24 protein-coding genes, 1 pseudogene and 1 riboswitch are annotated in these 25,168 nt (G+C 59.7%); of the genes and pseudogenes, 15 read left to right on the top strand and 10 right to left on the bottom strand.

The genetic code is table 11. The annotated features are described in order from the left end of the window. Positions 1-165 precede the first annotated feature (165 nt). Positions 166-3,033: a DNA polymerase III subunit alpha gene (locus tag SD70_RS00005; RefSeq protein ID WP_041044842.1), complete on the bottom strand. Its 2,868-nt coding sequence runs from the start codon at positions 3,031-3,033 to the stop codon at positions 166-168. 127 nt (positions 3,034-3,160) lie between these two features. On the opposite strand from SD70_RS00005, the gene SD70_RS00010 reads away from it, so the two are divergent. The 4 genes from SD70_RS00010 (at position 3,161) to SD70_RS00025 (ending at position 5,417) form a co-directional block, all read left to right on the top strand. Then, complete coding sequence (locus SD70_RS00010) at positions 3,161-3,493, top strand: YtrH family sporulation protein (protein ID WP_041044690.1); 333 nt, start codon at positions 3,161-3,163, stop codon at positions 3,491-3,493. After that, complete coding sequence (locus SD70_RS00015) at positions 3,490-4,020, top strand: hypothetical protein (protein WP_041044691.1); 531 nt, start codon at positions 3,490-3,492, stop codon at positions 4,018-4,020. Before SD70_RS00010 ends, SD70_RS00015 begins: the two co-directional genes overlap by 4 nt. Before the next feature lie 113 nt (positions 4,021-4,133). Continuing rightward, positions 4,134-4,358 carry a hypothetical protein gene (locus tag SD70_RS00020; RefSeq protein ID WP_041044692.1) on the top strand — a complete coding sequence of 75 codons (225 nt, stop codon included), beginning with the start codon at positions 4,134-4,136 and terminating at the stop codon, positions 4,356-4,358. Positions 4,359-5,099: 741 nt separating this feature from the next. Next, positions 5,100-5,417, top strand: a complete 318-nt coding sequence (locus SD70_RS00025; protein WP_041044693.1) for a YtpI family protein — start codon at positions 5,100-5,102, stop codon at positions 5,415-5,417. Here SD70_RS00025 and SD70_RS00030 read toward each other — a convergent pair. Beyond that, entirely contained in the window at positions 5,414-6,739 is a 1,326-nt protein-coding gene (locus tag SD70_RS00030) for a DRTGG domain-containing protein (protein ID WP_052486922.1), read from the bottom strand. The genes SD70_RS00025 and SD70_RS00030 overlap by 4 nt on opposite strands. Positions 6,740-6,937: 198 nt before the next feature. Between SD70_RS00030 and SD70_RS00035 the strand changes: the two genes are divergently transcribed. The 3 genes from SD70_RS00035 (at position 6,938) to SD70_RS00045 (ending at position 9,212) form a co-directional block, all read left to right on the top strand. Continuing rightward, positions 6,938-7,627: a hypothetical protein gene (locus SD70_RS00035; protein WP_041044694.1), complete on the top strand. Its 690-nt coding sequence runs from the start codon at positions 6,938-6,940 to the stop codon at positions 7,625-7,627. A gap of 246 nt (positions 7,628-7,873) precedes the next feature. Next, positions 7,874-8,122, top strand: coding sequence for a hypothetical protein (locus tag SD70_RS00040; RefSeq protein ID WP_041044695.1), 249 nt, complete (start codon positions 7,874-7,876; stop codon positions 8,120-8,122). Beyond that, a complete protein-coding gene (locus tag SD70_RS00045; RefSeq protein WP_156157809.1) occupies positions 8,094-9,212 on the top strand; it encodes a L,D-transpeptidase in 1,119 nt (372 codons plus the stop codon). Before SD70_RS00040 ends, SD70_RS00045 begins: the two co-directional genes overlap by 29 nt. Positions 9,213-9,265: 53 nt before the next feature. Here SD70_RS00045 and SD70_RS00050 read toward each other — a convergent pair whose 3' ends face one another. From SD70_RS00050 to SD70_RS00060, 3 genes and pseudogenes are all read right to left on the bottom strand, one after another. After that, on the bottom strand, positions 9,266-9,544 hold the full coding sequence (locus tag SD70_RS00050; protein WP_041044697.1) for a hypothetical protein: 279 nt from the start codon (positions 9,542-9,544) through the stop codon (positions 9,266-9,268). Positions 9,545-9,652: 108 nt separating this feature from the next. Beyond that, positions 9,653-10,741, bottom strand: a complete 1,089-nt coding sequence (locus SD70_RS00055) for an acyltransferase (protein WP_041044698.1) — start codon at positions 10,739-10,741, stop codon at positions 9,653-9,655. Positions 10,742-11,117: 376 nt separating this feature from the next. Continuing rightward, positions 11,118-12,128, bottom strand: a pseudogene (locus SD70_RS00060) (acrylyl-CoA reductase family protein). 201 nt (positions 12,129-12,329) lie between these two features. Between SD70_RS00060 and SD70_RS32585 the strand changes: the two are divergent. Continuing rightward, a complete protein-coding gene (locus SD70_RS32585; RefSeq protein ID WP_052486881.1) occupies positions 12,330-13,295 on the top strand; it encodes a hypothetical protein in 966 nt (321 codons plus the stop codon). 889 nt (positions 13,296-14,184) lie between these two features. On the opposite strand, the gene SD70_RS32590 is transcribed toward SD70_RS32585, so the two are convergent. The 3 genes from SD70_RS32590 to SD70_RS35605 all read right to left on the bottom strand — a co-directional run bounded on the left by SD70_RS32590 (position 14,185) and on the right by SD70_RS35605 (position 16,422). Further along, positions 14,185-15,171, bottom strand: a complete 987-nt coding sequence (locus SD70_RS32590; protein ID WP_052486882.1) for a transglycosylase domain-containing protein — start codon at positions 15,169-15,171, stop codon at positions 14,185-14,187. 17 nt (positions 15,172-15,188) lie between these two features. Beyond that, entirely contained in the window at positions 15,189-16,145 is a 957-nt protein-coding gene (locus SD70_RS32595) for a transglycosylase domain-containing protein (RefSeq protein ID WP_052486883.1), read from the bottom strand. A 103-nt stretch (positions 16,146-16,248) separates the two neighbouring features. Beyond that, complete coding sequence (locus SD70_RS35605; RefSeq protein ID WP_156157810.1) at positions 16,249-16,422, bottom strand: hypothetical protein; 174 nt, start codon at positions 16,420-16,422, stop codon at positions 16,249-16,251. 274 nt (positions 16,423-16,696) lie between these two features. Continuing rightward, a riboswitch (cyclic di-AMP (ydaO/yuaA leader) is annotated at positions 16,697-16,864 on the bottom strand. A gap of 355 nt (positions 16,865-17,219) precedes the next feature. Here SD70_RS35605 and SD70_RS00075 point away from each other — a divergent pair. The 6 genes from SD70_RS00075 to SD70_RS00095 all read left to right on the top strand — a co-directional run bounded on the left by SD70_RS00075 (position 17,220) and on the right by SD70_RS00095 (position 23,676). Continuing rightward, positions 17,220-18,596: a YheC/YheD family endospore coat-associated protein gene (locus SD70_RS00075; protein ID WP_041044699.1), complete on the top strand. Its 1,377-nt coding sequence runs from the start codon at positions 17,220-17,222 to the stop codon at positions 18,594-18,596. Between the two features lie 9 nt (positions 18,597-18,605). Further along, positions 18,606-19,073 (top strand): hypothetical protein, encoded by a 468-nt coding sequence (locus SD70_RS32600; protein WP_052486884.1) that lies wholly within the window; start codon positions 18,606-18,608, stop codon positions 19,071-19,073. Beyond that, positions 19,061-19,891, top strand: coding sequence for a YheC/YheD family protein (locus SD70_RS32605; RefSeq protein ID WP_052486885.1), 831 nt, complete (start codon positions 19,061-19,063; stop codon positions 19,889-19,891). The genes SD70_RS32600 and SD70_RS32605 overlap by 13 nt, the downstream gene beginning before the upstream one ends. A gap of 121 nt (positions 19,892-20,012) precedes the next feature. Then, a complete protein-coding gene (locus tag SD70_RS00085) occupies positions 20,013-21,380 on the top strand; it encodes a YheC/YheD family endospore coat-associated protein (RefSeq protein WP_041044700.1) in 1,368 nt (455 codons plus the stop codon). Then, positions 21,380-22,558, top strand: a complete 1,179-nt coding sequence (locus tag SD70_RS00090) for a YheC/YheD family endospore coat-associated protein (RefSeq protein WP_082053007.1) — start codon at positions 21,380-21,382, stop codon at positions 22,556-22,558. The genes SD70_RS00085 and SD70_RS00090 overlap by 1 nt, the downstream gene beginning before the upstream one ends. Positions 22,559-22,563: 5 nt before the next feature. Next, positions 22,564-23,676 (top strand): YheC/YheD family endospore coat-associated protein, encoded by a 1,113-nt coding sequence (locus tag SD70_RS00095; RefSeq protein WP_231570961.1) that lies wholly within the window; start codon positions 22,564-22,566, stop codon positions 23,674-23,676. A 25-nt stretch (positions 23,677-23,701) separates the two neighbouring features. Here SD70_RS00095 and SD70_RS36675 read toward each other — a convergent pair whose 3' ends face one another. After that, positions 23,702-23,977 (bottom strand): hypothetical protein, encoded by a 276-nt coding sequence (locus SD70_RS36675; RefSeq protein ID WP_041044701.1) that lies wholly within the window; start codon positions 23,975-23,977, stop codon positions 23,702-23,704. 58 nt (positions 23,978-24,035) lie between these two features. On the opposite strand from SD70_RS36675, the gene SD70_RS00105 reads away from it, so the two are divergent. Continuing rightward, a complete protein-coding gene (locus SD70_RS00105) occupies positions 24,036-24,464 on the top strand; it encodes a YmaF family protein (RefSeq protein WP_052486886.1) in 429 nt (142 codons plus the stop codon). Positions 24,465-24,474: 10 nt separating this feature from the next. On the opposite strand, the gene SD70_RS00110 is transcribed toward SD70_RS00105, so the two are convergent. Then, positions 24,475-25,155 carry an HAD family hydrolase gene (locus tag SD70_RS00110; protein WP_041044702.1) on the bottom strand — a complete coding sequence of 227 codons (681 nt, stop codon included), beginning with the start codon at positions 25,153-25,155 and terminating at the stop codon, positions 24,475-24,477. Positions 25,156-25,168: the final 13 nt, after the last annotated feature.

The following is a 25,168-nucleotide window of genomic DNA, read 5'->3' on the forward strand; positions in this document are numbered from 1 at the left end:
GGAAGGCGATGTCCCAGTTCGTCGTCTCCTCGAAGCCGAGCAGCGACAGCTGGAGCTCGTCGCGGTCTTTTTGCCACTTGACGGCAGTCTCTACCGCATTAGTCGAGAACGGCGATTTTTTTGCGCCCGGTTGCCCGGCCAGCCCGTCCATCGCCCCGCACCCGATCAAATATACAGGCCAAGCAGTTCTTTCTCCGCCTCCAGCTTCTGCCCCGGCGATATATCCGGCATGTCGGGGAAGGCGATGTCCCAGTTCGTCGTCTCCTCGAAGCCGAGCAGCGACAGCTGGAGCTCGTCGCGGTCTTTTTGCCACTTGACGGCAGTCTCTACCGCATAGTCGAGAACGGCGATTTTTTGCGCCCGGTTGCCCGGCAGCCCGTCCATCGCCCCGCACCCGATCAAAGACTCGATGACGCGCTTGTTGCACACCCGCAGGTCGATGCGCCGGCAAAAATCGAACAAGCTCTCGAACGGCCCGTTCTCGCGCTCGCGCATTATCGCCTCGATCGCCTGCGTGCCGACGTTTTTGACGGCGGCTAGCCCGATCCGGATCGTCTGCCCTTCCTCGCCGCCCACCGGCGTGAACGTCACGCCGCTCGTGCCGACGTCGGGAGCCAGCACCGCTATGCCCATGCGGCGGCATTCGTCGACGTATTCCGCCACCTTGCGCTGGCTGCCCATGACCGCCGTCAGCATCGATGCCATAAACTCGACGGGAAAGTGCGCCTTCAAATACGCCATGCGGAAAGCGAGCACCGCGTAGGCGGTCGCATGCGCGCGCGGGAAGCCGTAGTCGGCAAAACGCACGATCATGTCGTACACGCGGTGCGCGTCTTCCTCCGCGTAGCCTTGCCCGAGCGCACCGGCGACGAAATGCGCCCGCTGCTCGTCGAGCACTTCGCGTTTCTTTTTCGAAACTGCGCGCCGCAGCAAATCCGCTTCGCCGAGCCGGAAGCCGGCCATCGCCGAGGCGATCTGCATAATTTGCTCCTGGTACACGATGATGCCGTACGTATCCCGCAAAATCGGCTCCAGCGACGGATGCGGATACGACACCTCGATGTCCCCGTGCTTGGACTGAATGAACTGCGGAATAAAATCCATCGGCCCCGGCCGGTACAGCGCCACTACCGAAATAATGTCTTCGAAGCCGCTCGGCCGCAAATCGCGCAGGACACGCCTGCAGCCGGCCGACTCGAGCTGGAACACGCCCGTCGTATCGCCTCGGCCGAGCAGCGCGTACGTCGCTTCGTCGCGGTCCATATCGAGCTCCTGCAGCTTCGGCGCCATGCCATGCCGCTGCTCGATCCACCCCAAGGTACGCTCAATGATCGAGAGCGTGCGCAACCCCAGAAAATCCATTTTCAAAAGCCCGATCGCTTCGAGATGCTCCATCGTGTACTGCGTGAGCGCCGTCTTCTCGGCGCCTTCCTGCAGCGGCACGTATTCGGTCAGCGGCTCGCGCGAAATGACGACGCCGGCCGCGTGCGTCGAGGCGTGGCGCGGCATGCCTTCGACTTTGCGGGCCATGTCGAGCAGCTCCGCCGTCTTCGGCTGTTTTGCGGCCAGCGCCTTCAGCTCGGAACTAGTCTGCAGCGCCTCTTCCAGCGTGATGCCGAGGGCATGCGGGATGAGCTTCGCAGCCCGGTCCACCTCGGCGTACGGCACGTTCAGCGCGCGCCCGACGTCGCGCACGGCGGCCCGCGCCGCCATCGTACCGAACGTAATGATTTGCGCCACGTGCTCGCTGCCGTATTTGCGCACGACGTAGTCGATCACCTCGTCGCGGCGCTCGTCGCTGAAGTCGATATCGATATCCGGCATCGACACCCGCTCCGGATTGAGGAACCGCTCGAACAGAAGCCGGTACCGCAGCGGATCGACATCCGTAATATGGAGCACGTACGCAACCAGGCTGCCCGCCGACGAGCCCCGTCCCGGTCCCGTGGCGATGCCTTGCTCATGCGCGAACCGGATGAAATCCCAAACGATGAGAAAATAGTCCGCATACCCCATTCGCTCGATGACATCGAGCTCGTACGCCAGCCGTTCCTCCGCCTTGCGCCGGAACTCGCCGTCCAGCCAATCGCCGCTGCCCCCGTAACGCCTCGCCAGTCCTTCCCGGCACAGCCGGCGCAAATACTGCCCGGCCGTCAGCCCGGCCGGCAGCGGCCGAAACTCCGGCAAAATCGAACGGCCGAACTCCAGCTCCAACGCGCACTTTTCCGCTATGCGCACCGAGTTGTCGAGCGCTTCCGGGACGTGGGCGAACAGGCTGCGCATCGCCTCGGCGTTTTTCAAGTACAATTGGCTCGTCTGCGGCTTCAGCTTGCGCTCGGGGTCGTCGATCGTCGTGCCGGTGCCGATGCACAGCAGCACGTCCTGCACCGCGGCATCGTCCTCGTGCACGTAATGCACATCGTTCGTCGCCACGAGCGGAATGCCGGTCTCGCGGCTCAGCTCGATCATCGCCTTCATGACCTTTTTTTGCTCCATCAGGCCGTGGTCCTGCAGCTCCAAGTAGAAATCGTCGCCGAAAATGTCCCGGTAACGCAATGCCGCCGCCCGCGCCTCCTCCTTCCGGTCGTGCAGCAAATGCTGCGACACCTCGCCGCCCAGGCAGGCGCTAAGGGCCACGAGCCCCTCGGCATGCCGGGCCAAATGCTCGCGGTCGATGCGCGGCTTGTAATGGAACCCTTGCAAATGGCCGATGGACACGAGCTTCATCAAGTTGCGGTACCCGGTTTCGTTTTTGGCGAGCAAAATCAAATGGTAAATCGGCTGCTCCTGGCGCGTTCCCCTGTCTTTGATCGAGCCGCTCGTATAGTACGCCTCGCAGCCGATAATCGGCTTCAGCCCATGCTGCAGGCAAGCTTTATAAAACGCCACCGCCCCGTACATGACGCCGTGGTCGGTCAGCGCGAGCGACGTCATGCCGAGCTCGGCGGCGCGCTTCACAAGCGCCTCTACCCGCGCTGCGCCGTCCAGCAAACTGTATTCGCTATGCACGTGCAAATGGACGAACGAACTCACCGTTCACCGCTCCCGTCGTCATGTTTTGAACAAGCTTCTCATATGATTGTAACACAAGGCGAACAATTTGCGAACAGTATGCGAACAAAATCGCCGGGAGCCGCTTGCGAGGAAAGGATGAGGCGCCATGGCAGAGCTTGTCAGCAAGTTAATCATCAACTTTTGCGTCGCCTTCGGCGTCGTGCTCGGCGGCGCGATGCTGGGGGGCGTTGCCGCCGTTTTGACGCTGCAGCCGCCTACCGCGCAAATGACCACGCTCGCCGAGAAAATGAAAATTTGGGCTGTAGTCGCTTCCGTCGGCGGTTCGATCGATCCGATCCGCTATATTGAAACGCAGTTTGCCGAAGGGCAAATTTCGCTCGCCACGCAACAAATTTTGTTTATCATCAGCGCGTTCACCGGCGCCCAGCTCGGCAATTCGCTGATCCAGATGATCTGCAAAGGCGGGACTGCGCCGTGAGAGTGCCGGTGCTGGAAAAATACGCGCGATTTTACCAGGCGGTCGGCATTTTCATCGCCGGAGGCATCGTCGGCGCCGCGATTTATATGGGCATTCATCAGCATTTGTTCAATACGCTCTGGCTGGAAAATTACGCATACAAGGAAAAAATCAAAGATCTGGAAGAGGATATGCGGACGCTGCGCAAGCTGCGCGACTCCCAGGGCATCGTAGCCAAGGTGAACGTGCATGTCGACGCCGGCGAAGGGCGCCAGCCGCTCGACACGGTGACGCAAAAGGAGCTCGAAGCGAAAATCCGCGCCGACCTGAAATTTCTGATCGGCAAAAAAAGCGAGGACATCCAGGACAACCCCGACGTGTACAAAAAGCTGCTGGCGAGCAAAATGTACTTCGGCGTGCAGGGCAAAGACTACCGCGTCGACGTGCAGGCGCTGTTTATTAGCGGCACGCAGCTGACGTACTGGGTGACGGCCAAGGACACCGCCAGAGCGCCGACGCTTTCGGGCAGCGACCAGCGGCAGCGCTAACGCGCGGACCGGCAGCCGTGTGCGGCCGCAGCGGCGGTAACGCCGCAAGGCGCCGGTGTGCCGGTGCGTCAGCGGTTCGCGCCGACGCTTAACCTTCTCGGAGCTGCCGCCATTTGATGCGGGTATTTCTGTCGGGTAAGTCACTTCATAACAGGAAAATATACCGCAAGGCGACATTCTTTGGAATAGAGCAGGAAGATTTGCCGGAAAAGCTCCCGCTAAAATGGCGAATCCTCGTTGAAAGCCGGGAAAATGGCGCAATTAGCGGGAAGTTTTCCAGCAAAACAGCAATAATCAGGCGGAAGAGCAACATTAGCGGAAGTCTTTCCGGTTATTGATAATCCCTTGTCTTCGAACAGCTCGTTTTGGAACATGGTCTGCTTAACATCAGCAGCCGGAAAAGCTGCTTAGCTTGATAAGGGAACGTCCCATTGCCCCGGTTAGCGGAAAAATGTTCCGTTATCCGCGTATTTCCCGGGCATTTCCCAAAAATAGCGGAACAGGAGTTCGTTATCTCCGCATTTTGGGCGAAATCGCTCTTGCGGCGGCCCGATAACGGAACAGCGTTCCGTTAAGATTGATTCGGTACCCCTCTACTCGTGCAATAACGGAAAAGCGTTCCGTTAAGGCAGCAGGAATCAAACTTCTGTTAAACCCCCGTTCCGCTCTTTTCACCAACCGGAATGTCTCGGGCAGCCCGAGAAATGCGGAGCGGGGAAGGCACGCTCAAGGTCGGGGAATTGCCCGAACAGGCGGGAATGCGGGCCTTGGGAGTGCAAATTTTGCGCAGCAAAACTCGCAGCGTAAGCATCAGCCTGTGAACCCGTGTTCCCTGCGCGCAGCCATACTTTCTTTCGCAACCTGAAAGGCCCCGCTAAAATGGCGCTTCCTCATTCAAATCCGTGGAAGCGGCGCAATTAGCGAAGGAGCCTACCAGCAAAATAGCAAAATCGGGGCCATGAATTCCCCGACAAACCGGCAGCAGTAATGCCCGCCTGGCGGCTCCGCCGCACCCGGCATTGCATTTTGCGGCGGGAATCGCTACAGTGGAAGAAAACCGACAAAAAGGATGTCCCGCTATGCAAACGTTGCAACTGTTTCTGTTCTCGTTCATCGTGCTGACCGTCGCCATGTCCGTCGGCCTCAGCGTCCGCGCCCGCCGCGAGAAAGACCCGGCAAAGCGCGGCGTCTGGAGCGCCCGCCTCAACATCTGCATGGGGATTATGCTCATCAGCATCGCCGTATCGCAGCTTTTCTTTTTTAACGATTCCAACATCCGGCGCGTATTCGGCACCGTCTGCGTGCTGCTCGGCCTGTTCAACCTATTCGCCGGCATCCGCAATTACGGCGCGTATTCGCGCATGCTCGACAAGCAGCGGACGAACAAAGAAGCCTAAGCCTGATCGATCACCTGCGCAGTCAGCATCGCCTTCGATACGAGCGTTCCGGCGTGGTAGATGGCCACGTCGATTTTGCCGAATTTGCGGCTCACTTCGATGACGGTCGGGCGAATTTCGATTTCGCTGTCGATCTGCACCGGTTTGATGAAATAGGTGGACATATTGTCCATGACGAGATCGCCCTTCTTGTGCTCTTGCACGACGCGATAGGCGGCCTGCGTCATGAGCGTCGTCAGCACGCCTTCCGACACGGTGCCGAGATGATTCGTCATTTGCGGCGAAATAACGCCCCGGTAATAAAGCGCTCCTTTGTCGTCGCGCGCTTCCTCAAGCCCGCTCCAGATCAGCTCCTCGAACGTTTCGCCGTTCTGCGGCTGCTTCTGGATGTACTGCAGCGCCTTCAGCACATCGGCGCGGTCGACGACGCCGAGCAGCTTGCGGCTCCCGTCCACGATCGGCAGCAGCTCGAGCCCTTCCCATACCATCATGTGCGCCGCCGAAGCGACGGACGTATGCGGCGTAACGGTGAGCGGGCTGCGCGTCATCAGCTTGTCAACCGTCTGTCCGGGTTCCGCGCCGACCATATCTTTCGGCGTGACGATGCCGATCACGCGGTTCCATTCGTCAACGACCGGGAAGCGGCTGTGGCCGCTTTCGTCGAGCAGCTTTTTCCACTCGGTCCACGTGCTCGTCGCCTTCAGCAAGTAAACGCCCGACGCCGGCACCATAATGTCTTCGATCAGCATTATCTTCTTCTTGATGAGCCGGTCGTAGATCGCGCGGTTGATCATCGACGCTACGGTAAACGTATCGTACGAGGAAGAGATGATCGGCAGCTCCAGCTTGTCGGCCAGCGCCTTTACCTCGTCGGACGTGTCGAAGCCGCCTGTAATAAGCACGCTGGCTCCATGCTCGAGTGCGCCGAGGTGCGCCTTGTACCGGTTGCCGACGATGAGCAAGCTTCCCGGCTCGATATAGCGCATCATCGCGTCTTGCTGCATCGCGCCGATGACGAATTTGTGCAGCATTTTGTGCAGGCCGTTCGCGCCGCCCAGCACTTCGCCGTCCACCATGTTGACGACCTCGGCGAACGTCAGCTTGTCGATGTTTTGCCGCTGCTTGCGCTCGACGCGGACTGTGCCGATGCGCTCCTTCGTGCTGACGAGCCCTAGCGTCTCCGCTTCCTTGATCGCGCGGTAGGCGGTGCCTTCGCTGACGCCGAGCGTTTGCGCGATTTTGCGCACGGAAATTTTGCTGCCGAGCTTGACGCCTTCGATATATTTTAAAATTTGCTCGTGTTTGGTCGTCACTTCCGTCATCGTCGGTTCCACTGTTCCACCCCAAAACTAAAAACTGTATTATTCTGTATCATATCACGTTTAAAAAACTTTAGAAAGCTTTGATTCCTTTCGGCCGCGATTTCTTTTACAATGAACGTTATAGTGCGCTGCAGTTCAATCACATTCGCCTTGGCGGTCGCTGAATGACGTCATGCGTTAACGCTCGGAGGAACAGCGATGAATTGGAATTTTATCATTTGCAACGTCCTCGACCTGGTGCAATGGTTCGCCATGCTGACCTTGTCGCTGACGTTGTTCCGACTTAAACCGGCGGGGTGGTGGCGGCACAACGCTCTGCTCTCGGTGGCGCTCAAAACCGTCACTTTGGCGCTGACGGCGACGCCCCTTCACTCCCATTTGTCCATTGTCCAATTAGTGCTCATAACGCTCGCCTTCTATTGGTTTTACCGGATCCGCTTCGATTACGCCTGCGTGATCGCCGTTACCGGCGGCATTATCGTGTTCATCTCGGTGCTGGCGGTCAATTACGCGCTGGCGCTCGCCGGCGGCCAGAGGTTGGCTGACGTTATGTTCAACAAGCTCGGCCTTCCTTTGTATTTCGCCTCGGCAGCGCTGCTGACGTCCTGGATCGTGCTGCTCGCCTGGATGCTCAAACGTTTTCGCCTCGGCTTCTCCTTCGTCTCCACCTCGTACCGTCAGACGAAGCCGGGCAGGCGGCTGTTCGGCATACCGCTGACGATGTTTCTGGCCATTACCATCATGCTGCCGCCCAGCGAAAAGCTTACGAACTTGCCGCTGCTGGTCGCCGGAATATGCGTCTGCCTGCTTATGCTGCTTCTCGCTTCGCTGCGGACGGAGCTTGCCGACGATGCCGGCACGCGGTTCGGCCCCAAGACGGGGGATTGAAGCGGCGAAATTGAATATGAAAGATCGATCGGGGGGTGCCTTAGGCACCCCTTTTCGTTTTGTCCGCCGCTCCCTTTCCTTCCATGAATCCCGCCATTCGCTCGCTTTCCGCCGCCCTTTGCACATAAGCAAACAAAAGTGCGGGCAGTTTCAATTACAATATTTCCGCCATGATCAATTCCTCGATTCAGGCTCATATACATAATATCGGGAAAATGTCGTTCACAAGATGCGGAGGAGCGACTTATGGATGAAAGCGGTCTCCTGAATAAAATTGCAGTCAAGGTTAACTATAATCCGCGGGAAATCTTTTCCAAGGATGACCCCTTTTACCTGGAAAAGTGTGTCTTGAAGCATCCTCGCAATCACATCGGCCTGCACTTTTTAGCGCAAAAATACGAACAGGAAGCCATAAAACTTCTTCATAGGTTGAAACACGTTCAAGACCATAGAACAAAAATGCAGCTTGCAAAAAAAACTGGAAGATGCCGTTGAATTGTCCTATTTGCTTTATAACACCTCTTTACATAGAGGATACCGCGGAGCTGAAGAAGATATTTCCAGAGTCAAAAAAATCAAGGAAAGCTGGTTGAAAACCCGCCACGCCGCTGCCGAAACGCCTCGACTGTTTACTAAAAACAAGCTCATCGTCCTGTTATCTGTTTTGGTACTGGGTTTGCTATTGCTGCTATTGCTGCTATTGCTTTCGAATTTCGAGGATCGCAGCGCGCCGGTCGCCGCAGCGGGAAGCGATCGTTCGCCGCAGGCCAATTTGAAAACGCCCCCTCCAGCCTCATCCTACAACGTGGATCCCGATTTTTTACCGGTCAATATGTTAAGAAATGCCGTATTTCGATACTATGCTAGGGAAGGGAAATTTCCTTCAACCCTGGAAGATTTGACAAAGCCTTTTCCGAGCAATGTGCTGAGCGCTGTTCCTGTTGAATTTTACAGCAACGAAACAAAGGTTCGAAGCGCTTATGACGGCTCCGGCGGCTGGGTCTATTCGCCTCCTCCCCCCGCCTCCATGCCCGTTTCGGAACAAAATGCCGCCGACATCGCGGAGCAAAGCTTGTACCCGAATCATCCCCGAGGTTGCGCTGCAACTTGCAAGTTTGAGCCTTTTGCGATCCTCATCGATAAACAGACTCATCTGTTAAAACTGGTGTCGGGCGATTTCCTTCTCTTCCAATATCCCGTCGCTTTGGGCAAAAATAATTCAACTCCTGCAGGCGATTTTCTTATCGCCAAAAAAGTCGCGAACCCCAATAGCCATGTGACGGATAAGAGCGTTTTTGGCGCAAGAGGAATGGAATTGTCCAATCCCAAATACGCCATACACGGAACAATCGACGATCGTTCGATCGGAACGAATATTACAGCCGGATGCATCCGAATGCATAACGACGATATTGAACAATTATTCGATGCCGTTTCGCTGTCCACCCCGGTTCACGTCCTTCCGTCCATTCCGGAAGACCGAAATCTCCGGCCCATTCATTCGCCAAACGTTTATCGCTCCGATAAATCCTTCTATTTGCCGAAAGAGACAGACCGGCACACCGTGTATAATTGGGCTTTTTAATCGGCAAAAAGGAGCCGGCTCCGCGTTTGGAGCCGACTCCTTTCGGCATGCGATTATTTGCGGAATTGCAGCTGCTTGCTCTTTCCTTGCAGCGTTTTTTCCAGCTGCCATTTCTTCATTCGGCCGATGCGGCCGAGCTCCTCGCGCGTCTCTTCGTCGACGCCGAGAATGGCGTGCAGGTGCGCCGCTACGACGAGCAGCGCAAAGCATATCCAGACGACTCCGAATATCGCCGGGGCCGTCAGCCCTTGTCCCAAATCGAGCCGGGGCACGGCGTAAAACAGCATCCCAAGCGCAACGCTCATATAAATGACGTTTTTCAGGCCCTTCACTTCACGTACACTCCCTTCGTCCTGTATGCCGCTCTGAAGCCGCCTTCTGGGCAGCGCTGCAGGCTCGTACAGTACCAAGGTATGCGTGCGGAGCGCCGATTATGATAGTTACACCGGGGCGCCTTTCGGCTTCGGCTTGCCGCGCAGCAGCGACGCAGCACGCTTGTAAGCAAGCGTAGCCAGCCAAGGCAAGAGCAGCGACATCATGAACGCCGCCAAGTAATACATATTGAAGCCGAGCAGCGAGCCGGGTTCGGCGACGCGAGCTTTCCACGTCGACAAAATCCACGGATGCATCAGGTACACGCCGAACGAAGCGATACCGAGCGACGTCAGCAGCGCCGCGGCGCTCGTCCAGCGGCGCTGCAGCCATAAAGCGAGTCCGATCAGAGCGAACGCGGCAGCGCAGCTGTACAGCATCCATAGGAGCTTATACCATGTATTTTCAAAAGTCGCGATATTGTATTGGCTTATGATGTACAGGCTGGCGTGGGCGGCGCCGATCGCCGCTCCGAGCGGCAGCAGCCAGGCCATATGGCGCTCGCAAAACGGGCGCACCCGATCATAGTAAATGCCCATCCAGCCGCCGAGCGTGAAGAAAAGGAAGTACGTGACGCACAACTCGGCGCTGTACGACACAGGCTGAACCCAATGTCCGTAAGCGTAAAAACCGCCCTGCACGAGCAGCCCCCACAGCGGCAGCGTGCGGCGGAACCAGGAGAAGCTGCGCGCCAGCCAAAGCAAGGGCGGAAACAGGACGTAAAACTGGATGATGATGATCATGAAGTACAGATGGTATTTGGCGTCGGCCCACGGCAGCAGGCTGAAAAATTTCGGCCAGTCGACGGCGACGTGCTGCGGCTGAAACAGCCACTGGTCGTACACGTAATAAAAAAACGACCAGAGCACGTAGGGCACGATCACGGAGCGAACGCGCTTGACGTAAAACGAGCCGAGTTTTTTCGGGCTCCAGTTGTCGATATAGACGTAAAACAGCACAAGTCCGCTGACAAGGACGAACAGCGGAACGGCGAAAATCCCCATTAAATTTATGAAGTAATAGAGCAGCTGCGTATGGGAATAGCCCATTTTCACAATGTCGGTGCCTTCCGACGTCGAATGGATGACGACGACGGCCAAGATGGCGAGCGCGCGGACGATGTCGAGCTCGCCGATTTTCGCTTTCGGTTTTCCCATGGTGCCGATTTGAACCTGCCTCTCCAGGCGTCTGCCGGCTTGTCTGCGGCGCGCCTTCCGGTAATCGTAATGATTATAGGGCGTCCTGCCCCGGTCATGCAACCGGTATTTGCGCGGCCCGACTTAGGCCTGGCGGGGCGGGCGCGCTTGACCGGCGGTGGGGCGGTGGGGCCGCACCGCCGGCCAGCGGCGGCTTGAGCGGCAGTGACGCCGGCAAGGCGCAGCCCGGTTGGCCTGTGGCGGTTGGGCTGTCGGTTGCAGCCCGACCGCCCAGCGTTGGTGGGGTGGCGGGGTGGCGGGGCAGCCCGGACGGCCAGGGGAGGCTTGGGCGGTGGTACCGCCCGGCAAGGCGCAGCCTAGGGCCAGCCGCGCACCGTCAGTCGTCCCCGCTCAGCCGGAGGAGCATGCGTCCCCGCGCTTCGCCCTGCAGCAGCGACCGGAACGCCTGCGGCAGCTCGTCAAGGCCGAGCTCGCGGTCCAGCAGCAGCTCGGAGCGCTGCGGCTTCCAGTCCGCGGCGAGAAGCTGCCACAGCTCGCGGCGCAGCGGCTGCGGGCAATAGACGGAGTCGATGCCGAGCAGACTGACGCCGCGCAGGATAAACGGGAACACGGTGGCGGCGAACTCCGCCCCGCCCGTGAGCCCGCTCAGCGCGACCGCTCCGCCGTAGCGGAGCGAGCCAAGCAAGGCCGGCAGCGCGGCCCCGCCGACGGGGTCGATGGCGCCGGCCCACAGCTGCTTGCGGAGCGGCTTGCTGTCCCCGGCCGGGGACAGCTCGTCGCGCGCAAGGACGGTGCCGGCGCCGAGCTGGCGCAGCCACGCGTGCGCGGCGGCTTTGCCCGTAACGGCGGCAACGGCGTAGCCTTGCGCCGAGGCAATCGCGACGGCGGCGCTGCCGACGCCGCCCGTCGCGCCGGTGACGAGCACCGGCGCGTCGCCGTCCGGGCGCAGCCGTGCGCTTCGAGGCGGTGCAGCGACAGCGCCGCCGTGAAGCCGGCGGTGCCGAGCAGGGCCGCCTCGCGCAAGGATAGCCCGGCGGGCAGCTGCACGAGCCAGTCGCCCGGGAGGCGGGCCAGCTCGGCGAAGCGCCGTAATGGCCGGTGCCGAGCTCGTAGCCGGTCGCCAGCACGCGGTCGCCCGCGCGGAAGCGGGCATCCCGCGAGGCGACGACCGTGCCGGCCAAATCGATGCCCGGCACCATCGGGTACGAACGGACGACGCGCCCGTTCGGGCTGGCCGCAAGGGCGTCTTTATAATTGACGCCCGACCACGCCACCCGGACGTGACGTCCCCGTCCGGCAAATTTTCTTCGCGCAGCGCGCGTACGCCGCCCGTGACGGTGCCGTCCGCGCTCCGCTCCACTACGTACGCCCGAAACTCCGTTGCCATGCCGCATTCCTCCCGTTGCGGCCGCGCTTCGGCTCCACAATGTGCCGCCGAATGCCGTACGCCGCATGCTTGTTTTGATGACTGCTTTCCATTATAGCATTTGGCGGCGGCAAGCTCGAACCGGAACGGCCCGCAGCGCCGCGAGTGACCGCCCCAAAACCGCCTTCGCCCCCGAACGTTGTGGCAGAAGGAGGATTGACTATGAAATTGGCAATGACAAAACGAAAGATCATCATGCTCGTAAGCATCGTCAGCGCGGTGCTGCTGCTGTGCGGCTGGACCGCCTTCGCGGCGACGTCGTCAGGCACGGCGAGTTCTGCCTCGCTGACCGGCTCGTTCAAGTCGCTTTCTTCGGACGGCACACATTTGATAGCCACAACCGACAAAGGGGAGCAGACGCTGACGCTGGCCAAATCGGTATGGGTGTACCGCGACGGCCATAAGGCGCAGCTGTCGGACCTGAAGCCGGGAGACCGGATCGAAGTCATCGTCAACAGCAAAAATCAAGCGGCCTACATCAAAGCTGCCGCAGAGCAGCCGTCCGCACCGGCGCCGCAACCCGGAACGCAGTCGCCGCAGCAGACGGCAAATCCACAAGCGCCGGCTGCTGCCGTTCAGCCTGCTCCGCCGGCAACCGTCGCACCGTCTGCGACCGCGCCTTCCGCTACCGGACCGGCCGCAACGTCGCCGCAAGCGACAAAGCCGGTTGCCGGTTTGGACGGTTTGGAGCTGAAAATAGACGGCGAGCATTTCAAGCTGCAAATCCAGCCCAATCACGGTCCCGGCGGCACTCGCTACGAGCTGAATCTGAAGCCGGAAGGCGGCGCCCCCGTTCATCTTAAAGGCGATGAAGCCGCCGCCTGGATCAAAGATTTGCTCGGGTCCGTCGACATAAGCGCTGCCGATGCCCAGAAGCAGCTGCTGCAAGCGATCGCCGACCGGTTCGGCGTCAATGCCGGCAAGCTTCATATTCAGATGAACGGCGCCGTCATGCAACCTTCTGTTTCTGTGCCTGTACAGCCTCAGCAAGCCGCCGATGACGATCATGAAGATGATTACGACGACGATCACGACGGCGGGAAATCGGCCGACCACAGCAACCCAGCGATCCAGAAGCCGGAGTCGAAGCAAAAGCACGGCAATGGACACGACAAGAAGCACGATTAAGCGACTTATAGCAGCTAATGTAGCAAAGAAACAACGGCTTACGCCGTACTTAGGACAGGCGCGTTTCCCAATGAAATATAAGCAGGGTTATAGAGCACAGCTACATAACCTTGCTTATATTTGAACAAAAACGGCCGGCTGTCTGGCGCACCGCCAACCTGCAGTACCTCATTGCCAGTAAACCAAGTCTTTGCGGCCATAAGCTGGCTTAATTCTCCTCCGAATACAAGCCCTGATCCCGAACTGACGTCGCTGACTGAGGAAATAAAGCCCATGTTCTCTATAGAGAGACTTTACAGGCGCTGATGTTGAGCCAATATGAAAAAAACGGCCATTTATCGCCCCAGAAGTCGCTCCTTGCGAATTTTCGTCGCTATTGATGGAATATTCGGTCTTTGTACGTTCATTTCGTCAAATCTGAGTCTAACAGCGTCCCGCATGACGCTTTATAGAGAACCTATTCGTTAAAATGAGCAACACTGCTCCTGAATCAGTGCAACCCCATTCCTGAAACAGAAACAAATCCTGTTCCTGAAACAATGCTCCTGAAAAAGAACAGACCCTGTTCCAGAAACAGAGCAACACTGCTCCTGAACATAGCAACCCTACTCCTAATTCATAGCAACCTGCTCCTGAATCAGAGCAACCCCGCTCCAGAAACCGAGCAACCTGCTATGCCTCATTGCCGGCGAGCCCAGTTCTGCTGCAGACGAGCGGCCTCAAGCTTTCCGCAGCGGAACTCGGCCTCGCAAGCAACTAAGTTTATATCCACGAGCGAAACGTCATTTTACCTTCATAAATGAACAAGGTTAAACCTTTCCGCATACAGCAAAAATGCCTTCGGGATCACAACCGGATGACCCCGAAGGCATTTTTCCCCATACGCAGCTTACTTCCTCTTCCCTTTTCCCCGCCCATGGTCGTTCCCCGGCCTATCTGCCGGTGCCGCAGCTGCAGCCGTCGGCGCGTCTGCGGGGGCTTCCCCGACGGCCGGTGGGTCGAACGGCACGACCGGCTTTTGCGCCAGAGCGCGCGACATGATTTCCTTGAACAGCATCGCAGGAACGGCTCCGCCGGACGTCGTCAAATAATGGTCCCTGTCGGTACGGTCATAGCCTACCCAGATCGCCGCCGTCAGCTCGGGCGTGTAGCCGACGAACCAGGCATCTTTGGCGGCGTTTGTGTCCAGTCCTGCGAACTCCTTCGTGTCCGGCAGCTGGGTCGTGCCGGATTTCCCGGCAACCGGCCGGTTCATCGCCGCATTCCTGCCGGTGCCGCGCGCCACGGCATCCTGCAGCATCGACGTCATCGCATAAGCTGTACCGGGCTGCATCGCTTGCGTTCCTTGCCGGCTCGCTTCGATCAAGACGTGCCCGTCGCCGGTTTCGATTTTGGCGATCGTGTGCGCCTCGTGCAGCACCCCTCCCGCCGCGAAGGCGCTGAACGCCTGGGCCATCTGCAGCGGCGAGACGCCTTCCGACAAGCCGCCGAGCGCGATGCCGAGCTGCCGGTCCTGTTTCGGCAAGACGATGCCGAGCCGCCCCGCGAATTCGAGCCCGCGGTCGATGCCGATTTCGTGCAGCAGCCACACCGCCGGCACGTTCCAGGACGAGACGATCGCTTCCTGCATCGTGACTTGGCCCCGCGCCTGGTGGTCCCAATCGCGCGGCTCGTAGCCGTCGATATTGAGCTCGCCGTCGTAGAGGGCGGAAGCCGGAGTGTAGCCCGCCTCCAGCGCCGGACCGTAAACAACGATCGGCTTGAACGAGGAGCCGGGCTGCCGACGCAGCTGGGTCGCATGGCTGAAGCCGCGAAAAACGCTGCCGCCGCGTCCGCCAGCCACGGCGCGAACGCCGCCGTCGTGCTGATCCAGCACGACGGCTCCGCTTTGGATCAGCTGATCGGCTTGCTTGCCGGGAACAAGCTGTCGTCCTTATACACATCGTCAACCGCATTCTGCACCGCGGGATCCAGCTCCGTCGTAATGCGCAATCCGCCGGTAAGCAGCTGTTCCTCGGTGAAACCGTAACGGTCCGCCGCTTCGCTCATAACGGCGTCGACGTAAGCGGGGTAACGCCCCTTAAGGCCGTCGCCCTTGCCGCTTTTAACGACGCCAAGCGGCGCCGCCTTGGCCCGCTCGTACGCTTCGGCGGTAATTTTCCCCTGGTCGCGCATAAGCGCCAGCACCGTATTCCTTCGTTCGAGCGCCTGCGCCTCGTCCCGCAGCGGCGAGTACCGGCTCGGCGCCTTCGGCAGCGCAGCGAGCAGCGCGGCCTCAGGCAGCGTCAGGTCTTGCACGTTTTTGCCAAAATACGTTTTGGCCGCGCTCTGCACGCCATAGCTGCCTTCGCCTAAATAAATGCTGTTCAAGTACAGCTCGAGAATGTCGTCCTTGCCGTACGTCATGTCGATCTTCAGCGCGTAGGCGGCTTCGCGCAGCTTGCGGCCGAGCGTTTTGTCCGCGTTCAGAAACAGGTTCCGGGCGAGCTGCTGCGTAATCGTGCTCGCTCCTTCGGAATAGCCGCCCCGCAGCACGTCGCGCACAAGCGCGCGGACGACGGACTGCACGTCGACGCCGGGATGCTCGAAAAACCGTTTGTCCTCGACAGCCACCACGGCGTCGATAAGCGATTTCGGCATTTGCGGCAGCGGCACCGGTTCGATTCGGGACGCCGACAGCTGCGCCGCCGGTTTGCCGTCCCGGTCCAATATCAGCGTTGGCTCCGGCAGCGGCTCGGCGAGCTTCGACACGTCCAGGCCGCGAATGTATATATAACATGCCAGGAACGATCCCGCACCTGCCGCAAGAGCGGCTCCGGCGATGATCCAGGCTAAACGGCGTCTTCCCATCCGATTCTTCCTCCTTGCCCTGCTACAACATTCGCAAGTCGAAGGAAGAATGCGACCCCGCCGCTATCCCAAAATTTGCCGCACGATCGGTCCGGGTGCGGTTCTATTTGATCAAAAATGCCCCGATGAGCGTCGCAAACAGCAGCGCCTGCACGAAAGAAACGGAAAGCCTCTTGGCCCAAAGCGCGTTTCTGGCGGCACCCCGGCCAAAGTCGATAAACGACAAGAAAAGAAGCCCGATAATGAAAAAGCAGACGAACAAAAAGCCGATGACCACGCAGCTACCTCCTATCTGTTCAACATGCTTTTCAAGGCCAGCGTTCGTCTCCGGCGACGGCAATCGGTCGGTCGGAACAAAAAAAAGAAGCCGGCGGAAGAGGAACTCTCCGCGCGGCTTCTTCGGACACGGTAAAAAAGCTTCCTTTCGGAACCCTCTCCACGAAGGATGGCCTTGCGCAAGAGGTAGCTTTTCATGCCGAATCAGGAAGCTGTTCAAGAAAGATTACTACTTTCTGATTCGGTAAATAACCGTGACGGTCTGCACGATAGACGTTGCCTCTCTGAACGCTTACGAGGTTAGCTGTCGGATTCGGGCGTGAGAGTCGCCCTACCCGGCTGTCGCCAGGATTCACCCCATGAACGGAAAACGCCGCAAAAGACGCCCGCACGTTCGCTTCGGTTCCCCCGCCTCCTGTAACGGAATTCAGCGAATAAAACAATCGGTATCTCGTTATTTCAATTCATGAATCGTATCTTACGCCTGAGCCGGATTATTGTAAAGGAGGACGGGGGCGCCTGGTGCGAACTAAAACGCTGTATTGCACATAAGATAGCGCTTTCTCTCTACCGGCTCTTGGCGAACCTCGCGAATTCTCGCTAATGCTTATGTTTACGCAGCAACCGGCTCGCATAAACGCGTGCCGGCGACGCTCGCACGAACGGCGGAAAGCCGCTGGCGCCTCATTTTCCGGTCATCGGTCTGGCACCAAGGAAAATATGTCCTCATATGATGGAGTAGTTTACCCATGCATAAGGCGTGCGCGACTTCGGTGCCAGAAAGGAGACGATCCGCTCATGGCCAGAATAAAAGTGAAAATTACGGTCCAAAACCTCGACATTCCCTTGGACGAACGCACTATTTTCCTTGGCGATAGTTTCCTGAAAAAAGGGAAAATACCGGTCTCCCAGCCGCTTATTTTGCGCTTCGGCTCGAGCCGGAACGAGGTGCGGGTCGTTCCGGTCGCCCGCTCTATGACGCTGCGCATGCCTCCCTCGCTGGCCGCCAAGCTCGGCCTGCATAACGGCTCCGAACTTTGCATGCAGTACCGTGCGGGGCAGCGAACGCTCAGCCTGGGACCGCTGATCGGGGTTATGGTGCCGCGTGTATACCGCAAGCTGCCGGACCGCCCGTTCGGCTCGATTACGGCGTTTTGCCGCGAGCTGACCGACGCCTGCGCACAGTACGGGGCGCACGTCTTCTTTCTTACGCCGGAAGAGATGAGCGGAAATCCGGCTTCCGTTACCGGCTGGACATGGCGCGGCAGCTGGATTCGGCACGTATTCCCCGTGCCGGATGTCGTGTACAACCGGCTGACGTCGCGGCGATACGAGAATCGGCCGAACGTGCAGCAGTTCATGAAAGACGTGAAGGCGCGCCACGGAACGATCATTTTCAACGAAAAATATCTCGACAAAACCGAGGTGTTCGACGCTCTGCTCCGCGAAGAGCCGGTGCGCGCGGTGCTGCCCGAGTCGTATTTGCTCAAAAATTACCAAATGTTAAAATCGATGACCAGCCGTCACGGCACGCTGTTTCTGAAGCCGATCACCGGCAGCCTCGGCAAAGGCATCATCCGCCTTCGGCGTGAGCCGGGAGGGGCGTATACGTGCCAATACGCCGGTTTGTCGGGAACGCGCAAGCAGACGTTCGACAACCTCCCCGCTGTGTTCAAGTCGCTGGCTGGCAAACTGCGGGCGCAGCGCTACCAAATTCAACAAGGACTGCAGCTCATTCAGGTCGGCGAGCGCCCGGTCGACTTCCGCGCCCTCGTGCAGCGCGACGAAACCGGCAAATGGGCGATCACGTCCATCGTCGGCCGCATCGCAGGCGAGCAGCACTTCGTCTCCAATTTGGCCCGCGGCGGCACGCTCAGCACCGTAGCTACAGCCCTCGCCAAGTCGAATTTGAACCCGTCGCTGCGCGCTGCCACGCTAGCGAAGCTGCGGCACTGCGCGCTCGACATTGCGAAAGGGATCGAGGCGCAGATCGACGCCCATTTCGCCGAGCTTGGCATCGATCTCGCCGTCGATGTGAACGGCAAAGTGTGGCTGATCGAAGTGAATTCCAAACCGTCCAAGGACGACAATTCGCCGCTGACCGGCGAAAACCGCAAAATTCGCCCGTCCGTGAAGCGCATCGTTCAATACGCGCGCCACGCGGCGCGTTTCTAGGAGCGGCCGATGCGCAGCGGCGGCATTCTCGGTACGGTCGGCATTTTGACGGCGGCCCGGGCGGCGGCGCCCGGCTTCGCCGGCGAGACGTTTTGCCGCGAGCTGTGCGCGGCAGGAAAGCGGCTCGGACTCGACGTGTTCGCGTTCACGCCGGAAAGCGTCCGGCATGGGCCGGACGGAGTTTTCGTACAGGCGCTTCGGCCGGGGGAGGACGGCAGCGGCTGGCGCGCTGAAACGGCAAAAATGCCGGACGTCGTGTACGACCGGCATTTCGCCGCCTCCCGGGCGGAGCTGGCCCGCTACCGCGCCGCGCTGCAGCTGCTCGCCGCACAGGCGCCGGGCGGCGCACGGCTGCTCGGCGGCGGCTTGCCCGGCAAACGCGCCGTACAGCGCATGCTCGCGCGCGACCCGGAGCTCGCGCCGCATTTGCCGCCGACGGCGCGCTGCGTACGGCGAGCGGTCTGGTGGCAGCACTGAAGCGCAGCGGCGAGCTGTTCCTGAAGCCCGACGGCGGCAGCCAGGGACGCGGCGCGCTGCGCGTCAGCGCGGAGCCGGGCGGCTCCGTCGCCGTGCGCGGACGTTCGCCGCGCAACGAGCCGTACGCCCGGCGATTCGCGCGGGCGGACGATTTCGCCGCCTGGCTCATGGCGGCTATCGGTTCGCGGCCTTATTTGATTCAACCGTATCTTCCGCTCGTTGACCGAGAGGGGAACGCTTACGATATACGCTGCCTTATGCAGAAGGACGGCTCCGGCCGCTGGCAGACGACCGGCCTCGCCGCGCGGCGCGGCCGATCCGGCAGCGTCACGGCCAATCTGCATGGCGGCGGCGCGGCGGAGCCGGCGGCGGCCATGCTTGCGCGCGAGTTCGGCGCGGCCGAAGCCGGCCGCATCGAGCAAACGATGCGGCGGCTCGCCGCACGCATACCGCCGCTGCTGGAAGAGCAGCGCGGGCGGCTGTGCGAGCTCGGCATCGATTTCGGCGTCGCGAGCAGCGGCCGCGTCTGGCTCATCGAGGTCAATTCGAAGCCGGGCCGCGCCGCTTTCGGCCGCATCGGCGATCCGTCCTTGCGGCAAGCCGCCGTCCTGAACCCGCTGCGCTACGCCGCCGCTCTGCTTCGCCCCGCAGCGGGACGGCCGCAGCGCATTAGCGCCTCAGTTAAGGATAAACGGCTTACGCCGTCCTTTGCGACGAGCGCGTTTACCGCAGCGGAGTCAGCCCGGGTACAGGCGCGGCTTATACTTTCTGACGTAGCAAGAAAAGCTCCGGTGCGGAGCCTTTTCCACGATGAATGACTATGCGCAAAAGATAGCTTTCATGCTGAATCGGGAAGCAGCTCGAGGAACTTTACACTTTCTGATTCTGTTATCGAAGCCGGCCTGAGGCTTCGCAAATCATACAGGAGGAACAACCCCCATGAGTTTGACAACCTGCACGATTCACGCTACGCAGCGCCAGGAACGGGCGATATACGTCTCCGGGGAATTAGCGAGAACGTTGCGATTGAATGGAGTGAGAAACGTCAAGCTTCAGCTAGGCTCCAAGTCGGTTACCGCCCCGCTCAAGCTCGTGAAAAAAGCGGGGCAGCACTTATATTTGCCGCTCATTCTAGTGAACGCCGTCAAGCTGCCGCGCACCGGCGTTTGTTCGGTTTCCAGCCCGGAAAAAAGCGAAATCCGGGTCGGCCCGCTCGTCGGCATTATGACGAGCGTCTTCGGCAGCGGGACGCGGCCGTTCGGCACCCTGACGAGCTTCATGCGGCAAATCGTCCAAACCGGGTCGGAAACGACGATTCCGTTCGTCTTTAGCCCACGCGACGTCAACTGGCAGCAAGGGACGGTGTTCGGCTACTTTCTGCAGCCGACAGGCACATGGGTACGCAAAACCGTTCCGCTCCCGGACGTCATCTATAACCGGATGCCGAGCCGCCAGGCGGAGAAAGGCATTTCACTGAGCGCCATCAAGGAGCGGTTCGTGAAGCGGGGCATCCCGCTGTTCAACTGGAGCTTCTTCGACAAATGGGACGTTTACGATTTGCTGCGGGACGACGAAGCGTACGATTTCGTCCCCGAATCGCACATCAACCCTTCCTCCGAGCAGATCAAAAGCATGCTCGAAAAACACCGGTTCATTTACTTGAAGCCGACGGGAGGGAGTTTGGGCATCGGCATCTACCGGCTGACGTACACGCCGAAGCGCGGCTATTTCGCCCGCTACCGGAAAAACGGCAAAAACGTGCTCATCCGCTTCGACAAGTTCGACGGGCTCATGAACATGCTCGGCACGGGCCGCGGCGGGCTTCAAAACTACGTGGCGCAGCAAGGCATCCGGCTCATCGAAATCGACAACTGCCCGATCGATTTCCGTTTCCATATGACCAAGAACGGCAACAACCGCTGGGTCGTAGCCGCCATCGGCGCCAAAAAAGCGGGCAGAGGCAGCGTCACGACGCACATCCGCAGCGGCGGTCAGCTGATGACGCCCGAGCAGGTGCTGCGCCAAGTATACGGACCGCGCGGCGATCAAATTTTGGAGAAGGCCAAAGAAACGGCGATCAAGCTCGCCGAAGCGATCGAACGGCATCACCATCACCGGCTCGGCGAGCTCGGCTTCGATATCGGCATCGACCAGAGCGAGCAAGTATGGATGTTCGAAGCGAACGCCAAGCCGGGACGCTCGATATTCAAGCATCCGGCGCTTAAACTTGCGGACCGGGAGTCGCTGCAAAACATTTTCGATTATTGTTTATATGCAAGCCGGTTCCGGGCAAGGAGGGAGGCCTGATGCCTATCGCCGCCAAATCCGCCGCACGCAAAGCCGCGCTGCCCAAAACGGCAACGGAGTACCTGGGCGAGACTAGCCGGAGCAAGCCGATCGTGGCGATATTGACGATTGCCGACAATCAGCGCGTGTTTCGCGGCAACAAGCAAAATTTTATCGACATTATCAAGATCGGGGAAGAACTCGGCACGCTCGTTTACGTCGCGACAACCGCCGACCTGAAGCTGACCGGAGACGATTTTCCCGCATATTGCTACAACGTCCGGACGAAAAAATGGCAGCGCCGGCTCGTGCCGATGCCGCACGTCATTTACAATCGGGTCCCTTACCGCAAAATGGAAATGCAGCCCGATGTGCAGCAGACGATTCAGACGTGCCTCAAGAGCCGCAAAGTGCAGCTGTTCAATCCGGCGTTTTTCAACAAGTGGTCGCTGTTCGAATGGCTGAACCAGACCCCCGATACGCGGATATACATTCCGAAAACGCGGCAGCTCTCGGACGTCCGGCAGTTCGAGAGCTTTGTGCGAAGCCATGACATCGTCTACCTGAAGCCGGCGCGCGGGAAGGCCGGCCGGGGCATTATGCGCATCGAGCGTCTGCAGCCCGGCGTGGATAGTGCATACTTGCTGCGCGTTCAGGACGATACCGCCGCGCAGGACACCGAATACGCCAGCATCGCCGAGCTGTGGCCGCGCGTCAGAAGCGCAATCGGAACGAAAGAATACATTATGCAGCAAGGCATCCGGCTTGCCCGTTACAACAAGCGTCCGTTCGATTTGCGCACGCTCGTGCAAAAAACGGGCCGGGGCGCGTGGAACGTTACCGGAGTCGGGGCCCGCATCGCCGGCAAAGCGAGCATTACGACGCACGTCCCGCGCGGCGGGTCGATCAACGATCCGCAGCGGGTGCTCGTCTCGGCGTTCGGCGCGCAGGAGGCGGACCGCATCTTGAACCGCGTGAACACGGCGGCGCTGCGCATCGCCTCGCGCATTGAAAAGCAGTCCGGCCACAAATACGGCGAAATGTCGATGGACCTCGGCGTCGATACGTCCGGCCGCGTCTGGTTTTTCGAAGCGAACGCCAAGCCGATGAAATTCGACGAACCGCACATCCGCCGCAAATCGCTCGAGCGCATTATCCGCTACGCGGTATATTTGGCCAAAAAGAACAAAAGAAGGTGACCTCCTTGAGCCTTCCTCGTCTCGGCATTATGGCTGTGTATTTAAAACAGAACCAATTGGAGGAGCTTCCTTATTTCCGGCTGCTGTCGGAGCGGGGCCGCGCGCTCGGCCTCGATGTATTCGTGTTCGGGACCGAGGATGTGAAGCCGGAGAAGTCCGCTATCCTGGCGCTCCGATACGACGGCGCAAGCGGCAAGTGGGTGCGGCGCTGGGCGCGCGTGCCCGATCTTGTGTACGACCGCTGCCGCTATCAGGGACCGGTCAAGTATCACGACCTGAAAGCGTTCCGGACCCGATTCCCGAAGCTGCTCTATCTCGGCCGTCCGCTCGCCAACAAGTGGGCGATTTACAAGTCGATGCTTGGCAACGAGCAGCTGCTTCCGCATCTGCCCGAAACGCACAAATTTAGCGGCATTCCGGAAACCGTCAAGCTCGTGAAAAAGCATCGCCTTACGTACCTCAAGCCGCGCAACGGCACGGGCGGACGGGGCATTATTCGGGTCGAACGCACGTCCCCCGGCCATTACTTGCTGCAAGGTCGCAATCAGCAACGCGTTATTTTGCCGCCTCAGTACGTCCGCGAAAGCCAGCTCCCGTCCCGGCTGCGCGCGCTCGGATTGTCGGGGCAATATGTGGTGCAGCAAGGCATCGATTTGACGCTGCCAAGCGGCCGGGTGCACGATTTCCGGCTGCTCATTCAAAAAAACGGCCGCGGCGAATGGGACGTAACCGGCTGCGCCGGCCGCGTCGGCCCGCCCCGTTCGATCACCTCGAATTTGCACGGGGGCGGAACAGCGGTGCCTGCCGATCGTTTGCTCGCCCAGCGCTTCGCTTCCGCCGAGCAGGTCAGGGACATTAAGCAGACGATGGAGCGGATCGGCTTTCAGGCAGCCGAGCATTTGGAAAACAAATACGGCGCTCTTTGCGAGCTCGGCATCGATCTGGCCGTCGATCCGAAAGGCGGCGTTTGGCTGCTGGAAGTCAATCCGAAGCCGTCGCGCGAAGTGTTCCGCAAAATCGGGCAGCGGGCGACGTACCGGAGGGCGGTGTCTAGACCGCTGGAATACGCGCTCTGGCTTTACCGGCAACGCGAACGCGAACGGCAACAATCGGAATAAATCCGGCGCCGCCGCCCTCTGTCCTTCACAAAGTAATGATGATCGATACCGCAATACCCGCCAAAGCGATCCACAGCAGCGGATTGCGCAAAACGGCGAAAGGCTTATCGCTTTGCATGCTGCGGCGGACGTCCTCGGCGTGGTCTTGAAGCGCGTTCGGGTCTTGCGGCGCATCGGTTTTGTCCATTATCCGCCGCCACAGCAAAAGACGCTTCCATCCGTACCCGTGATAGATGAATACGATCATTAACAGGATGAGAGAAGCCATAAAGAGCTTGTTGGATATAGCCACGGCATTCACGGCGGTACCTCCGCTTCGAATTCGATACCATTCCGTCAGGAAGGCAGGTGTTTCTTTCTTGCTCCCGAACGCTCCTTGCGTCAAGCTGCCGGACGCTCGCTTGGCCCCGCCGCATACGCATTACCTTTACGCGGTGACGTCGACGCAGGAAGGCCATTGCCACCAGCTGGAAACGTTCGTATATGCCGCGAACGGCAACGCGTACGACAGTCACAGCCACTATTTTCAAGGCATTACCGAGAAAGCGGCGGGGCATTGGCACCGGTTTTACGACCAGACCGGGCCAGCCATTCCGTTGCCGGACGGCTCGCATTACCACACGTTCTCCGATGTGACTTATTACAATTACACGCGGCCGGTTCAAGTGCTGGTCGGAGCCGAGCCGCTCGAGGGCGGCGTCTATTACCAGGAGGGGCGGGAGCGCCACCGTCACTTTTATTCCGGCGCCACGAGCGTCAATCTGGGCGATCCGCCGCCGGGATGGTGACTTGTAAAGACTATTCAAGCGCCGCCAGCAGCTGCGGGAAAGCCCCGATGCGCACATCGTCGCCGTCCAGCTCACCCGCCGAGCGAAAGCCGGCGTAATCGCAGCCGATGACGGTCAGTCCGTTGCGGCGGCCTGCTTCGACGTCGGACGAGCGGTCGCCTACCATCCAGGCCGTTCTTATGCCGTGCCGGGAAAGCAGCAGCCGGACGAGGTCCACCTTCGATCTGGTGCCGTGCTCACCGGCGCTGTACAAGTCTTCAAAATAAGAAGCGACGCCAGTTGCGCGAATGACGCCTTTGACGTAGCCCTCGAGTCCGTTGCTGGCGACAAACAGGCGCACGCCGCGGCCGTGCAGCTCCCGCAGCGTGTCGGCGACGCCTTCGTACAACTTGCCTTGTCCTTGCTCCAGCAAATCAAGCTGGTTCTGAAGGAGCAGCTCGTCGGCACGGCGTCGCGTTTCCGGGGAAGAGCCGGGGAGGACACGCTCCCAAATATGTTCAAGCAGCATGCCGAGCGAACCGAGTATCCGCTCTTCGGGCGGCGTCGGGCCTTCGTGCAGCCCTTCTTCCCGCAGCCGGTCGAATGCGGCGTAATAAGCGGGCAGCAGCACTGTTTCGGTACGGAACAGCGTTCCGTCGAGATCGAACAACATCGCCTCGGGCTGCGGTAATTTGCCGGTTGTAGCAGGCATAAGCTATCTCCCT

Source organism: Gordoniibacillus kamchatkensis (assembly GCF_000829455.1).
GTDB classification, from domain to species: Bacteria; Bacillota; Bacilli; order Paenibacillales; family NBRC-103111; genus Gordoniibacillus; species Gordoniibacillus kamchatkensis.

Coding starts and splice junctions, on each gene's coding strand:
- SD70_RS00110 (WP_041044702.1), bottom strand. CDS start 25,155: ATGCCTGCTACAACCGGCAAATTACCGCAGCCCGAGGCGATGTTGTTC.
- SD70_RS00035 (WP_041044694.1), top strand. CDS start 6,938: ATGAATTGGAATTTTATCATTTGCAACGTCCTCGACCTGGTGCAATGG.
- SD70_RS00025 (WP_041044693.1), top strand. CDS start 5,100: ATGCAAACGTTGCAACTGTTTCTGTTCTCGTTCATCGTGCTGACCGTC.
- SD70_RS32595 (WP_052486883.1), bottom strand. CDS start 16,145: ATGGGAAGACGCCGTTTAGCCTGGATCATCGCCGGAGCCGCTCTTGCG.
- SD70_RS00010 (WP_041044690.1), top strand. CDS start 3,161: ATGGCAGAGCTTGTCAGCAAGTTAATCATCAACTTTTGCGTCGCCTTC.
- SD70_RS00030 (WP_052486922.1), bottom strand. CDS start 6,739: ATGACGGAAGTGACGACCAAACACGAGCAAATTTTAAAATATATCGAA.
- SD70_RS00075 (WP_041044699.1), top strand. CDS start 17,220: ATGGCCAGAATAAAAGTGAAAATTACGGTCCAAAACCTCGACATTCCC.
- SD70_RS00040 (WP_041044695.1), top strand. CDS start 7,874: ATGGATGAAAGCGGTCTCCTGAATAAAATTGCAGTCAAGGTTAACTAT.
- SD70_RS00055 (WP_041044698.1), bottom strand. CDS start 10,741: ATGGGAAAACCGAAAGCGAAAATCGGCGAGCTCGACATCGTCCGCGCG.
- SD70_RS00085 (WP_041044700.1), top strand. CDS start 20,013: ATGAGTTTGACAACCTGCACGATTCACGCTACGCAGCGCCAGGAACGG.
- SD70_RS32600 (WP_052486884.1), top strand. CDS start 18,606: ATGCGCAGCGGCGGCATTCTCGGTACGGTCGGCATTTTGACGGCGGCC.
- SD70_RS00090 (WP_082053007.1), top strand. CDS start 21,380: ATGCCTATCGCCGCCAAATCCGCCGCACGCAAAGCCGCGCTGCCCAAA.
- SD70_RS32585 (WP_052486881.1), top strand. CDS start 12,330: ATGAAATTGGCAATGACAAAACGAAAGATCATCATGCTCGTAAGCATC.